Origin of the sequence: Bifidobacterium simiarum, from assembly GCF_002802905.1 — a bacterium.
Classification (GTDB): Bacteria; Actinomycetota; Actinomycetes; order Actinomycetales; family Bifidobacteriaceae; genus Galliscardovia; species Galliscardovia simiarum.
In genome coordinates this window covers 243,436-258,109 of record NZ_PEBK01000003.1, presented here as the reverse complement: position 1 = coordinate 258,109, position 14,674 = coordinate 243,436, and the positions used below count along the sequence as shown (strand labels likewise).

Sequence of the window (14,674 nt, the reverse complement as noted above, 5' to 3'; positions counted from 1 at the left end):
CCAACAGCATCCTTACCGACGGCATCTTCGTCATTGCAGCCGGTCCGTCTCACGCTCGACGCCGAGGCCGTGCGCCGCGCCGCCGCAAGCCGGCATGGACTGACCTACAAGGGCTTCGGCGTACTGTCCGGCAACGCCACGTCCAGCCTGCTGCTGGACTACAAGGCCGAGCATCCGCAGACCTACTGGCGGCTGATCGAAACCCTGTTCGGCACCGACCGGCCGATCATGAACCTCGTCAAGGTGGAGATGGGCAACGACCGCAACAACTCCACCGGCCCGAACACGGCCACCATGCGCGACCCCGACGAATACCCGGTCGTCACGCGCGAACCGGGGTTCCAGCTGGCCGCCGACGCCCGGCGGTACCAGCCCGACCTGCATGTGAGCATGCTGCGCTGGCATGCGCCGACGTGGGTGCGCGACAACGACGACGTCTATCACTGGTACAAGAACACGATCCTCGCGGTCTGGCGCGAATACGGCTACATGGTCGACACAGTGAACCCCGACGTCAACGAGCGTACGGCCGATCTGGAATGGGTGGCCGAGTTCAAACGCCGCGTGGCCAGCGACGAGGTCGGCTTCATCGGCGCCGGCCCCGACGATCCGAACGCCGGATTCCAGTCGGACGAGGAGCGGGAGCTGTTCCACCGGATCCGCGTGATCACCTCCGACGAGGAGGTCACCGGCACGTTCGGCCCCGATCTGCTCACCGACGACCGTCTGCGCGAGGCCATCGACATCGCGGCCTACCATTACAGCGTCGTGGACGACGACGATCACAGCTTCACCCGTCTGGCCGACGAATTCGACAAGGAGATCTGGAACTCCGAGGCGCAGGCCACGTTCTCCAATTCGGCCGACCGGCCGAATAACACCATGGACCGTCTGCGGCCGGACGGGCACCGCCGCCCCTCCGACTGCCGGGCCGACGGCGCCGGCACGGGGATCTCCGGTTCCGGCGAGGTGGGCACCGGCATCGGCGGCATCGGCTCGCCGCTGGAGATGGCCAACACCCTGATCAAGGCGTTCGTCCGCTCCCGCCGGACCAACGCCATCTACCAGCCGGCCATCGGCGCGTTCTACGAAGGCCTCGAATACTCGTACAAGGAGCTGATCTCCGCCCGCGACCCGTGGAGCGGATGGGTCTACTACGACGCCGGTCTGGCGGCACTGCAGCATTTCTGCCGGTTCGCCCGACTCGGCTACGGCCCCGACGCGTGGCGGGCCGTGCCGGAGGCCTCGGTGAGCGAGGTCGTCGGCAACAATCCGGTCTGCGGGGCCAGACTGGGCGAACCGTCCGCACTGACGCTGGTCTCGCCGGACGGGGACGGCGTATCCACGGTGATCGTCAACGACAGCGGCCTGCCGCGCGAATACCGTGTGACCGTGTCCGGCGTGCCCGCGGCCGGTCGGACGATGCGGCTGTGGCGCACCCGCGCGGCCGGGGCCGGACAGCCGTACGACGCCGAGTATCTGCGGTACGTCGGCGATGTCGAGCCGCGGGATTCGACGCGGACTCTGGAAACGGCCGGTACTGCGGCGGCCGGTTCCGCGTCGGCTGAGACCACGGCTGCCGGTTCTGCGGCCGAATACGCGGTGACGGTGGAGCCGTGGTCGATGGTCACGCTCACCTCGCTGGCCGTCGACGACATTCCCCAGCCGGGGATTCCGCACACCGACGAGCACGCCCGTACCGTATTGGACGTCGACCCGGATGGGCGGACGCTGTATGAGGACGATTTCGAATACGCCGACGAGCGGCCGGTCGCCGTGTGGAAGCATGGACGGGCGGTCGAGGAGGACTATCTCGACAGTCGCGGTGGAGTGGCCGGCGCGGTGCCGCGATACACCACCGACACCAACGGCGCCTTCGAGGTCGTGCCGTATGACGGAGGTTTCGGCGGTGACGATGGCGGCGACGGTGCGCATGACGGTGACGGTGGGGATGACGGTACCGCCACGCCGGACGGTGCGCATGGCGGCGACGACGATCACGGCCGGCACGTACTGCGGCAGCAGATCGACTGGCGCCACGCTGGCAACGCATGGATCGAGGGCGACCCGCGCACCTCGATCGGCGATCTGCGTTGGATGAACTACCGGGCCGGCGTGGATGTGCTGTTCGAGCCGTATGAGGGTCGGGCGCCCTACGTGCTGCTCGGCGTGCGCGAAATGGGCGGCAGAAAATTCAGCACCGATCTCGCCGCCTACGACTTCAAGCTGCGAGCCGACGGCGTGTGGCTGCTGCGGCGATATGGCGACGAGGTCCGGCGCGGCCACGGCGTCGATCTGGCGAAGGCCGGCACCGGGTTCCGGGCCGGGGCGGGAGTATGGAACCGTGTGGAGCTTCAGGCCGCCGACGGTGAGATCACCGTGTTCGTCAACGGCGTGAAGCTGACCGCATGGACCGATTCGCACCCGCAGACCGCCGGCCGCGTGCAGCTCGGCACCAGCTTCGACCACGTCTTGTTCGACCGGCTGCGCGTGGAGCGGGTGTCGGATCGCGGTCTGCTGGGATCGGTGTCGGGGCTGCCGGCGTACTACCGCGAACTGATCGACGACATGCACATGGTGTCGTGGGAGGACTCCTGCACGCCGGTGCTTGACTACGCCGGGCCGTGGACCCATGAGAACGGCAAGGGCATGTTCGACTACCAGCGCACCACGTCCACGGCCCTGAGGGCGGGTGCGAGCCTGACGATCGACACCGACGCGGACGGCATCGACCTGTTCGCCCGCAACGCCGCCGAACTCAATCCGATAGGGGAGCGGGAAACCGCCCGATTCGACGTGACCGTGGACGGCGAGCCGTTCCGTCAGGCCGTGCCCACCATGGAGACGGCCAGCGCCCTGCGCACGGCGCTCAGCCTGCGCGGCCTGCCCGCCGGCCGGCATCAGGTGACCTTCGAACTCGTCGGCACCATCCCCTTCGCCCTCGACGCCGTAGGACTGTGCTAGTCAGGCCGGACGGCATGTGCTGACTGAGCCTTCCGGCGTTGGCTTCCCCCTCTGGGGGAAGCTGTCGGCGCTAGCCGACTGATGAGGGGTCGCAGGCGGCGCTATGAATAAGCCACACTCCCCCTACCGAAGGTGGCCGACGCGGTCGGTCGGATGAGGTGACCGATAAAAACGTGCCACTGAATAGAAGATCAGGGTTTTGGCCTTCTTACTGTGTCGGTCGCTCCCGTCGCCGGCCTGGTTTCGGTGGCTCGAAGTATTCGGGATAGCGTTCGCGGATGTGGTTGAGGTCGTCAAGGACGAAACGCAGGTGGGTGCGCATGGCGTTTTGCGCTGTGGTGATGTCTCCGCCGGCGAGCGCATTGACGATGTTGGCATGATCGTCCACGTATCGTTGGATGTCTCGAAATCCTTCAAGTCCGAGATACCTTACGCGATCGAGATGGGCTTTGGCGCCGGTGACCAGGGACCAGGCGTTGGTGTTGCCGGGGATGGTGAGCAGCGCGCGATGAAAGTTCTCATCGAGTGGATAGAACTCTTCGCGGCTGGTGGCTTCTCGTTGTTGTCGTATGCAATCCTTGAGCGTATCCAGATCGTTGGGAGGAATATTGGTGCACAATTCGAGCGAGCTGACTTCGATGGCTTCGCGGATGAATTGTGCCTGCCGTACCTCTTCGGGATCGATATAGGCTACATAGGTGCCGCTTTGCGGTCGCACGGTAACCAGTCGGTTTGAGGCGATGAGGATCATGGCCTCGCGTACCGGTTGACGGCTGACGTTGAGATGTGTGGCGAGGTCGGATTCCGAAAGCAGCGTGCCTGGCGCATAGGTGCCGTCAACGATGGCGTTGAGGATGTGCGTGTAGGCAAGTGCTCTGGCGGATTGACCTCGATGTTTCCGCAAAGGCTTATCTTCCATACCAGTAATCTTATCAGTTTCTGGCGGAACGTTGAAATCAATAGGGTGTCATCCGAATTGACAGATCAAGAAAGCATGTACTACCATACAAGTAACTCAACAACTGGAATGGTAGTTGGGTCTATAATGGATTGGGAATCCTGAAACAATGCGGTCTGGGGTTTCCTGTCACTGACGATGAAAGGTTCGATGAGGAATCATGAATGACGCATACCAGCCCTTCTTCATGGAAGCAGGGCGATGATCATGGCAAGTAAGACGAAACGATCCGAAGAGCGCCACCTCTGGTGGCTCACATTGGTTTCCGGCATGGCATCCTACATGGATGCTGCCGCGATCGTTACCAGCGGTATCGCTGTGGTGATGTTGACCGACTATCTCAATCTTGATGCCGCGCAGATCGGTGTGCTGTCGTCATCGCTGGGATTCTCCATCGCCTTCGGTGCGGCGGTCGGCGGAAGGGCCGGTGACCGATTCGGACGACGACGGGTGTTTCTGGTCACTATGGCGATGATCATCGCCGCAGCGGTTGTGCTCTGTCTGGCACCTTCCTACGGTTTCTATCTTGCCGGCATCATGCTGATGGGTATGGGAACGGGTGCTGACCTGCCGGTTTCCCTAGCCACTATCTCCGAAGCGGCGAGTTCCGAGAATCGAGGATCGATGGTCTCGTTCACACAGATTCTGTGGAAGATCGGCATCTTTTCCTCTCAGGGGTTCGGCGCCGTATTCGGTGACTGGGGGCGTACCGGTGCACAGATCATGTATGCGCATATTGGCGCCGTCGCGATAGTGACCCTGATCGCTCGTTGCACCATTCCTGAATCCGATCGCTGGAAGGCGGCGCATCTCGCCACTGAGGGAGTCTCATCCGGAGTGGCCGTTCGTTCCGAGGGTTCTCTGCGCGATCTGTTGCGCAAGCCGTACATCGTTCCTTTCCTTGGATTGATCGTGTTCTATTCGTTGATTAACATCGGCATGAACACCAACGGACAGTTCGGAGCGCTGATGTTCACCTCGCTGGCGGGCATGTCGGTGAGCTTCTATTCCAAGGTGAGCATGGTCACCACCGTCGGTGGATTCGTGCTGGTATTCCTGCTGATGAAGGTCATCGATGGGCCGCATCGACTGATGTGGTTTGTGCTTGGCGCCACCTGTGCGGTCACAGGATCGCTGTTGCCCACCGTGTTCGGTCCATCGGCGATCACGCTGACTGCCATGCTGTGCCTATGGGTACTTAGTTCGGTATTCGCCGGCGAGCCGATTCTGAAGATCTGGGCTCAGGAATCCTTCCCCACGCTGCTGCGATCCACGGCTCAGGGCTTCATCGTAGCGTTCGCTCGCATCGTCTCGGCGTTGGTGGCTCTCGTTACTCCGATCATCTTCACGTTCGGTCCACGCTATCTATTGGGAGCCATTGCCACCTGCGCCTTGGTTGGTTGCGCCACAGCATTCCTTGTGTTCCGTGGACGTACCGAAACGGAATTCGATCTTGAGGATCGTGGAGAAACCGCTGATATCGATAAGGCGCATACGGCGGAAGGCCGTATGACGACGCACGCTGTCGACTCTGCTGAACCGAAGATTACCGTGATCGAACCAGTCGCGGCAAAAACGGTCGTCTGACAGCAACGACGAATGCCGAAATCCACCGTCGACCAACCAAAGGAGTATGGATCATGACGGTCATCACACCCATAATTGCAACATCGTCGGCTCCTCAGGGACGATCGGATCTCTGGAATCACAGCGTGCCGATCTGGGCTCCGGTGAACGATCCCGTCGATTGGAAGGACTGCAATCTCGAGCTGACGGTCGTCAGATCCCAAGTCCGCCAGACCGGAGACAAGCCGGTTGTCGGAGCGGGCATGGACGTGCCGGGCGCTCGCCGTGTCTGTCTGCTGTTCCGGTGTCCGGACTCTCGCAACGGGTACGAATGGACCATTGATCCGGAGGCGGGTGAGCTCGTCGCCGACGTGCGACGAAACGACGTTGTACAACGTATTGGCTCGGCCGCATGGCAGGTTGATTCGGATCCCGAAGTTCATGTGACTGTCATGCTGCGAGACGATACGATTACCACTATCATCCAAGGACATGAGGTAAGCGTCATCCATGACGAGACCTGGCGTGCCGATGGTTGGCGTGGGAACGATGTCGGGCTGGGCGCCCCAGCCAACGCCCGTTCGCTGGTTTCCGGGCTTTCGGTGACGGATCCCGCCGGTCGTGTGCTCTGGACCCTCGGCGAGACCTCTCTGTTGGATTGCGGAGATGTTGACGATGACGGTCGATTCCTCGTCGCGGAACGTTCCCATGGCCTTACTTCCAATGGTGCTGCATGGGCGTTCCTGCACAAGGAGTTCATGCTTGATCCGCGACGTGTGGTGGCTAAGGCTCGACTGTACGTCACCGCATCGTCTCCGGAACCGGCACGTCAGTTCGTCTATCGAATCGGCGTCAACGGTACGGCAGTCGGGAACGGTCCGGTCCGGTCGGTCGGCGACGAAACGCGGTACGACGTGTATGACGTAACGGAGTCGCTCCGTTGCGGCGAGCAGGCTTCCGGCGACAAGATATCCGATGGAATCCCCAATTGCATTGGTATTCAGGCGTGGACCACGTCCGACCAGCGGGTACAGGCTGAACTGCACGTCGTCTATGAGGATGGTGGGCATCTGACGATCGGCACGGATTCCACGTGGCGTGCTTTGGACGGCACTGCCGTCTATGGTCCGGCGGGAAGCATCGGTACCGGATACTATGCGGCACCGCGTGAGAATCTGCGAGGCGATCGGTATCCGTGGGGATTCGATGCACCGGGATTTGATGAGGCACGGCATGAGCGGATTGCAGGCGGCGATTTACGGTGGTGCCAGGCCGTAGAGCGGCCTGCATTTGACCGTGACCGGCTGCTGATGAATCCTGGGCGCAACGTGATCATCGAACGGTGCGAGCCGGTACATGTGGAGCGTTTCGGGGACGCCAGCCCGCGGGGAGTCATTCGTCTCGATTTCGGTAAGACTCTGGTCGGAGGGGTGGAGATTCCGTGGCCATCCTCGGTGCCGGCGAATCAGTCGGAGGTCGTCATCCGATATGGGGAACTATCCGAAGCGGATGGTTCCCCACGGTGGCGTACCAACGCGGGCAACCACTACTGCGATACATGGTCCCTTGGCTCTGAGTCGGCTGGCCAGATCGGTGTGACTTGGGGACTGCGGGTGTTCCGATACGTCGAAATCGAGGGACTTCCCAGCGATTTCGATCTTCGGACGATTCGAGGCATAGGCCACGTTTATCCGCTGTATGCGGACGATTTGGACGGATCCGTCGCGATGTGCAGCGACGATGACGATCTGAACCGTATCGTCACGTTCTGCCGCAACACCATGGAACAGATCAACGGCAATCTGCTCGTCGATTCATGGAATCGAGAACGTGAGCCGTACGAGGCCGACGCCTACCTGCAGGCACGATGCAATGCGGCGATCAGCGCCGACGTATCGCTTGCCGATTACTCTCTTGACTATCTGCTCGAGCGACGGACGTGGCCCACCGAATGGCCGTTCTATCTGGTGCTGATGGCGAGGGATCAATATCTGCGTTCCGGTGATGTGGACCGGCTGCGCGCGCGATATGACCGGTTGAGGCAATTGCTGCCCACTCGGTGGCTGGATCCGAATACCGGTCTGATCTGCAAGGATTTCGGCAATGATGGCACGGGCAGTCGCATGGATTACGACATCGTGGACTGGCCTCCATCCGAGCGGGACGGTTATCGGTTCGGCCCGGTCAATACGGTGGTGAATGCGGTGGCGTACGGCGCGTATCGGGCCATGGCCGAGATTGACGAGGTGCTGGGTACTCCCGGAAGAGAGTACGCATCGATCGCCGATCGGCTGCGTGCGAGCATAAATCGTCTGCTGTGGGATGACGATGCGCGGGCCTACGCTGACGGCCTTGATCGATATGGCCGAAGGCTGGGCCATCACGCCGCCCATGCCAGTGCCTTTGCCGTGTCGATGGGTGTGGCGGACGGTCCGAAGGCTCGTGCGGCGGCTCGGATGTTGGCTGATCGGGGCATGGTCGTCAGCGTATATGCGGCTCCGTTTCTGCTGGAGGCGATGATGATCGGCGGGCAGACGGATGCGGCCTACGATCTGCTCACCGGCAGCGGACTGCGCAGCTGGAACGGCATGATTCGTCAGGGCGCAGGATCCACGATGGAGGCTTGGAGTGAGACGCTGAAGCCGAACGTCAGTTGCGCGCATCCGTGGTCCGCTTCTCCGCTGTTCATCGTCGTGGAATTGTTGGCGGGGATCCGATCGACTTCCGGAGGATTCCGGACTTTCGACATCGCTCCTTCTCTGCCCGGGCAACTTGATCGGCTTGACGTCACATTGCCCACGATCCTCGGTAACATCACCGTCAATCAACGGCGACGCGGCATTGACGGTGCTGAAGGTGGTGTTGTGGACATGCATATCGTCGTGCCTGCCGGTGCGACGGCGACCTTGCGTCGGCCGGGAAGCCGGTCCGACGAAACGTTGCCTCCGGGAACATATGATCTGACGATCCAAGGCCGAATCTGATCGTGGACGTATCTGATTCGTTTGTTGACGCGAATCTCTTATTCGACGATCGTTCACCATATTTCGATAACGAAATTCGATACAACATAGCATCTCATGCGCATCCTGCCTGGCACCGTGCCATATGCAGCGCGCATGATCACAGAAAGGAATCCATCATGAAGGCAATAGTGGTCAACGGCCCGCACGACATGCGCATCGAGGACGTCGAGAGGCCGTCGGTTCGCAAGGATGACGATGTGCTTATTCGCGTACGAGCCGTGGGGGTCTGCGGGTCGGACATGCATATTCTGCATGGCGATAATCCGTTCGTCTCATATCCGCGGGTTATGGGGCATGAGGTAGTCGGCGAGGTGGCCGGCTTCGGTAGCGCGGTCACAGGACTTGACGTCGGTGACCATGTGGTGGTCGAGCCGATCACCTATGGGGACAACAGCTATGCGGTACGAAGGGGCATGCCGAATGTCAGCGAGGATCTCAAGGTGAACGGCGTACATGTGGACGGTGGCGAGCAGGAGTACCTCGTGGTGCGGCACCGTCAGGTGCATCGCATCGACAAGCGTGTGCCATGGACCACGGCTGTACTTGCCGAACCGTACACCATCGCGGGTAACTCCACCATGCGAGGTCATGTCGGTGCAGGCGACACCGTACTGGTGCAAGGTGCCGGGCCGATCGGTATCGCCGTGCTGCGTATCGCCCGCGCGAAAGGTGCGTCGGTGATGGTGAGCGACGTAGTGGACGACAAACTTGACTTCGCGCTCGCCAACGGAGCCGAACGGGTGGTGAACACGGTCCGAGAAAATCTGGTGGATGCCGTGAGTGAGTGGACGAATGGGGAGATGGCGAACATCGTGATCGATGCGGCATGCCTGCCTCAGACGTTCCAGGCTTCCTTCGATCTGGCTTCGGTGGCAGGAACCATCGTGGTGCTCGGCATGAATACCACCCCGGTGGGGATCCCCCAGAAGCCCATCATGGCCAAACAGCTGACCGTGGTCGGTTCCCGCCTACAGGCGTTCCAATTCGATCCCATCATTCACATGATGGAATCCGGCCTAATTGGCGACGATGGACTCGTGACCCATGTCTTCGACTATAAGGATGCGCAGAAGGCATTCGATCTGCTGGATGCTCATCCCGAGCAGGTGAAGAAGCTGGTGTTAACCTTCGGTGCGTAATTCGAAGAGTGAATGGAGATGCCCGGTGACTATGCAATCATCGGGCATCTGTCAGAGATGGACGCTGTGATGTTTTGGTATGAAATGCAGCGTAATCCATGACGGTCGGAGACACGGAGCCTTCAAAACCGCATGATTTCAACATTCTTGGAATCGAGTGTCGGGGATTTCAATGGATTGGGCTCTACATTTCGGTTTTTGCGGCGTAATCCATTGGAATCCGGTTTGTGATCGGGCTGTTCTCAGGCTACTTGTTCATCGGCGTCACGGGCCGGTTTTCGGCGTGCTTGCGGCGTGTCCGGTCAAGAGTTTTGGCGGACGGATTCAGCCAACATCAGTCAATACTGGTTGACGTGGTCTCGTCGTTTGCGGCCCCTCATCAGTCGGCTTGCGCCGACAGCTTCCCCCGGAGGGGGAAGCCAAAAAAGGGGAATCCGGGATGCGAGTGCCCCTACCGCAGGTGGATTGCGGGGTTGGCCTGGGCGGTGCTGCAGCGGGGGATGAACGTGGACTTGAGGAACAGGGGGCCGCGGTTCGCGTCGGTTTTCTGGTGCCGCACCTGCGCGATGATCTCGTCCACCGCCAGCTCGGCCGGCTCCTTGCGCGGCAGCTTCACGGTCGACAGGCTCGGCGTCACCAGCGAACTGACCGGGGTGTCGTCGATGCCCACCACCGAGATCTCCTCGGGGACCTTGATGCCCCTCGCCTGCATGGCCTTCATGAAACCGATGGCAACGATGTCGTTGTACGCGATCACCGCCGTGGTCGGCGTGCGCAGGAATTCGTCCGCGTACTTGTACCCGCCGATGTACGAGGGGGCGTTGGCGTTGATGCGGCGCAGACGCAGATGCAGGCGCTCGCAGATATCGATCATCGTCCGCCAGCGGCGTCCGTCCTGCCACGACGCCTCCGGACCGGACAGATAGGTGATCTCCTCGTGGCCCAAGGTGGCGAGATGCTCCACGGCCTTCTCCAGACCGACGCGGGCGTCCGGAATGATCGACTGCACGCCGCGGATCGGACGGTTCAGCGCGATCAGCGGCGTAATCTCGGCGAGCTTGCGGATCGTGGCGTCCGAGGACCGCGACGACGAGAGGATCAGCCCGTCCACATGGCCCATGGCCAGATTCAACGCCTTGCGTTCGATGATGCTGGTCTCCTCGAAGTCGATGACCAGCAGACCGAATCCCTTGCGCAGGCACTGATGCTGCGCGCTTTTCACATAGTCGGCGAAGATCGGATTGCCCAGATCGGCCACGGTGATGGCCAGCATGCCGTTGACCTTCTCGGTGTCATGCATGTTCAGCGAGGTAACGGCCTTCGCCCGGTAGCCCAGACGGTCCGCGGCCTCGCGGATGCGGCGGGCGGTTTCGGCGCTCACCCTGCCCGGACGGGCGAACGCCCGGGAGACCGTGGAGGGGGAGACCCCCACTTCCCGAGCCACGTCACGGATGGTGACGCCGTGCGAGCCATGGTCCGAGCCTGTCGTCCCCGGCTCCCGTCGAGTCTCCCGGTCCCCGTCGGGCTGAGTCGTCCGACCCTCCTCGGACAGTACCTGATCATGTTCGGTCATCGGTGAATCGTCGTCGTTGGCGTTCGGCATTGAGGTCATACGCTTTCTCTCGTGGTCAGGACCGTGCGGTCCACAATGCAAACTATGCAACACTGTACCGTGTTTGCCCCCGAATGGGATCCCCTCGTCACATAAAGGGCAAACTATGGCAACCCTTCGATGCCGGGATTAGACCGAACTAATAATCAGTAAGGAGGAAACGAAACAAAGGAGTTCTCAATATGGTACATGCTGATAGGCTTCTCCCCGCCGATCCGACCACTCGCGACATCGCCCGCGAACTGTACGCCGAAGTCAAGGACATGCCGATCATTTCTCCTCACGGCCACGTTCCGGTCGAATGGTTCCACGACAAGGATTACCACTTCGACAACCCGACCGAGCTGTTCATCACCCCTGATCACTACGTGACCCGCATCCTGCACTCGCAGGGCGTCGATCTCAAGGATCTCGGCGTCGGTCAGAAGAACTTCACCCCGGAGCAGTCCAAGCACGCTTTCGAGCTGCTGGGCAAGTTCTGGCCCGCCTACGCCGGCACCCCGATGCAGTACTGGTTCGACGACGAACTGGCCACCGTGTTCGGCATCGACAAGCCGTTCGGTCCCGACACCGCCGGCGAGATCTACGACGAGATCAACGATGACCTCAAGCAGCCTGAGTTCTCCACCCGCGCGCTGGTGAAGAAGTTCAATATCGAGTTCATCTCCACCACCGACGACACCCTCGACGATCTGCACCTGCACGACGAGACCAACGCCGACCCCGACTTCCCGGCCCGTCTGGCCCCGGCCTTCCGTCCGGACCTCTACCTCGAGCCCTACAAGACCGCCAACTGGGGCGAGAAGGTCGAGCAGCTCGGCGAGGTCGCCGGCGTCGACGCCACCACCTACGCGGGCTTCACCGAGGCCCTGCGCCGCCGTCGTCAGTACTTCAAGGCCCACGGTGCGGTCCTCTCCGATCACTCCCACGCCGACGTGCGTACCGACCGCCTCTCCGACGAAGAGGTCAACCGCCTGTTCAAGCAGGCCATGGCCGGCAACATCACCCCGGAGGAGGGCGACAAGCTGCGCCGTCACTTCTTCGCCGATCAGGTCGAGATGGCCCAGGAGGACGGTCTGGTCATGACCGTGCACCCGCACGTCCACCGCGACTACGATCCGCAGAACCTCGCCGAGTACGGCGTGAACATCGGCGCCGACATCCCGGCCAAGGCCGAGTTCGCCGTCGATCTCAAGAGCCTGCTCAACAAGTACGGCAACACCCCCGACTTCCACTTCGTGGCCTTCACCATGGACGAGACGGTCTACTCCCGTGAGCTCGGCCCGCTGGCCGGCTTCTACCCGAGCCTGTACGTCGGCGCCCCGTGGTGGTTCCTCGATTCCCCGGAGCCGATCCTGCGCTACTTCGACTACATCACCACCGCCGCCGGCTTCTCCAAGCTCTCCGGCTTCATCGACGACACCCGCGCCCTGTGCTCGATCCCGACCCGTCACGACACCAACCGTCGTCTGACCGCCCGCTTCGTCTCCGGTCTGGTCGCCGATCACCGTCTGAGCATGGACGAGGGCAAGCGCGTGATGCGCGAATCCGTGAAGGAAGGCCCGCGCCACGTCTTCAAGCTGGACTGATCCGAACTGATCACCGTTCCGGCTTTACGATCACGATCGGCCGGCTGATCCCGGTCGATCGTTTCTGACCGATCCTGATCGATCATCGTCGATCTCATTTCATCGCAATAGTGCCGGCGGCGCCGATGTCGCCGGCATATGAAAGGAAACAATCCCATCATGGTTCTTCATCTGACCGATGACTTCAAGGCCAATGCCGCCGAGTGGCAGGCCGCCGGCACCAAGCTGCCGCAGTACGATCCGAAGGCCGTCGCCGAGCACACCGCCGAGCACCCCTACTGGGTCCACTTCGGCGCGGGCAACCTGTTCCGCGAGGTGCAGGCCCTGATCGCCCAGGATCTGCTCAACCAGGGTCTGGTCAAGTCCGGCGTGATCGTGGCCGAGACCTTCGACGCCGACATCATCACCGACGCCTACAAGCCGTACGACAACCGCGGTCTGTCCGTGATTCTCAAGTCCGACGGCTCCGTCGAGACCGAGCTGGTGGCCTCCGTCGCCGAATCCTTCGGCATCAAGGCCCACGACGAGGTGTGGGACGGTCTGGTCAAGGTCTTCACCAACCCCGAACTCCAGTTCGTCACCGTGACGATCACCGAGAAGGGCTACGCCATCAAGAACAACGACGGCGAACTGCTGCCGTGGATCGCCCCCGAAGTCGAGAAGGGCCCCGACTCGGCCGTCTCCGCCATGGGTGCGATCACCGCCCTGCTGTTCGAGCGCTACAAGGCCGGCCAGCTGCCGATCGCCATGGTCAGCACCGACAACTTCTCGCAGAACGGCGACCGCTTCCGTTCCGTGATCGTCGAGTTCGCCAAGCTGTGGGCCGAGAAGGGCTTCGTCCCCGAGGACTTCGTCACCTACGTCGAGGATCCGGAGAAGGTCGCCTTCCCGCTGACCATGATCGACCGCATCACCCCGAACCCGGCCGACTCCGTCTCCAAGCTGCTCGAGGAGAAGGGCTTCGCCGACAACAAGATCTTCCACACCGCCAAGGGCACCAACGTCGCCCCGTTCGCCAACGCCGAGGAGACCTGGTACCTCGTCATCGAGGACACCTTCCCGAACGGCCGTCCGGCGCTGGAGAAGGCCGGCGTGTTCCTGGGCGACCGCGACACCGTGAACAAGGCCGACGAGATGAAGGTCACCACCTGCCTCAACCCGGTGCACACCGCACTGGCCGTTACCGGCCGCCTGATGAGCTACGGCTCGATGAGCGAGACCATCGGCGACAAGGATCTCAAGGCCCTCGCCGAGCGTCTGGCCTACGTGGAGGGCCTGCCCGTGGTGGCCGACCCCGGCATCTTCTCCCCGAAGGAATTCGCCGAGAAGGTCATCGACGTGCGTGTGCCGAACCCGAGCCTGCCCGACTCCCCGGTCCGCATCTCCACCGACACCTCGCAGAAGGTCCCGATCCGCTTCGGCGTGACCATCAAGAAGTACATCGAGTCCCCGGATCACGACGTGAACTCGCTGGTCGCCATCCCGCTGGCCATCGCCGCATGGCTGCGCCTGCTGCTCGGCGCCGACGGTAAGGCCACCGACGACAACGGCAACGAGATCACCTTGAGCCCCGATCCGCGCATCCCCGAGCTGCAGGCGGCCCTCGCCTCCCTGAAGGTGGGCGGCGACCTGTCCAAGGCCGACGAGGTGCTCAAGCCGATCCTCGCCGACGCCACCCTGTGGGGCACCGACCTGACCCAGACCCCGCTGGCCGAGAAGATCGTCGGCTACTTCAAGGAGTTCGCGGCCGGCACCGGCACCCTGCACCCCGTGCTGGAGAAGGAACTCGGCCTGTAATCGACTCTTCGACAGGCCAACAG

8 protein-coding genes are annotated in these 14,674 nt (G+C 62.0%); 6 read left to right on the top strand and 2 right to left on the bottom strand.

Annotation, left to right across the window (positions count from 1 at the left end):
- Positions 1-33 precede the first annotated feature (33 nt).
- A complete protein-coding gene (locus CSQ87_RS04500; protein ID WP_100512683.1) occupies positions 34-2,964 on the top strand; it encodes a sugar-binding protein in 2,931 nt (976 codons plus the stop codon).
- Positions 2,965-3,172: 208 nt separating this feature from the next.
- Here CSQ87_RS04500 and CSQ87_RS04495 read toward each other — a convergent pair whose 3' ends face one another.
- Positions 3,173-3,883, bottom strand: coding sequence for a GntR family transcriptional regulator (locus CSQ87_RS04495; protein WP_100512682.1), 711 nt, complete (start codon positions 3,881-3,883; stop codon positions 3,173-3,175).
- Positions 3,884-4,129: 246 nt separating this feature from the next.
- On the opposite strand from CSQ87_RS04495, the gene CSQ87_RS04490 reads away from it, so the two are divergent.
- The 3 genes from CSQ87_RS04490 (at position 4,130) to CSQ87_RS04480 (ending at position 9,653) form a co-directional block, all read left to right on the top strand.
- Entirely contained in the window at positions 4,130-5,509 is a 1,380-nt protein-coding gene (locus tag CSQ87_RS04490; RefSeq protein ID WP_165776735.1) for an MFS transporter, read from the top strand.
- Between the two features lie 53 nt (positions 5,510-5,562).
- Positions 5,563-8,472 (top strand): alpha-L-rhamnosidase-related protein, encoded by a 2,910-nt coding sequence (locus CSQ87_RS04485; protein ID WP_100512680.1) that lies wholly within the window; start codon positions 5,563-5,565, stop codon positions 8,470-8,472.
- A 158-nt stretch (positions 8,473-8,630) separates the two neighbouring features.
- Positions 8,631-9,653, top strand: a complete 1,023-nt coding sequence (locus tag CSQ87_RS04480) for a zinc-binding alcohol dehydrogenase family protein (RefSeq protein WP_100512679.1) — start codon at positions 8,631-8,633, stop codon at positions 9,651-9,653.
- Positions 9,654-10,104: 451 nt separating this feature from the next.
- Here the strand turns inward: CSQ87_RS04480 and CSQ87_RS04475 are convergent, their stop codons facing one another.
- Positions 10,105-11,265, bottom strand: a complete 1,161-nt coding sequence (locus CSQ87_RS04475) for a LacI family DNA-binding transcriptional regulator (protein ID WP_100512678.1) — start codon at positions 11,263-11,265, stop codon at positions 10,105-10,107.
- 182 nt (positions 11,266-11,447) lie between these two features.
- Here CSQ87_RS04475 and uxaC point away from each other — a divergent pair, with 182 nt between their 5' ends.
- Both uxaC and CSQ87_RS04465 read left to right on the top strand, forming a co-directional pair.
- Positions 11,448-12,854: a glucuronate isomerase gene (gene uxaC / locus CSQ87_RS04470; protein WP_100512677.1), complete on the top strand. Its 1,407-nt coding sequence runs from the start codon at positions 11,448-11,450 to the stop codon at positions 12,852-12,854.
- 159 nt (positions 12,855-13,013) lie between these two features.
- Positions 13,014-14,651, top strand: coding sequence for a mannitol dehydrogenase family protein (locus CSQ87_RS04465; RefSeq protein WP_100512676.1), 1,638 nt, complete (start codon positions 13,014-13,016; stop codon positions 14,649-14,651).
- Positions 14,652-14,674 lie beyond the last annotated feature (23 nt).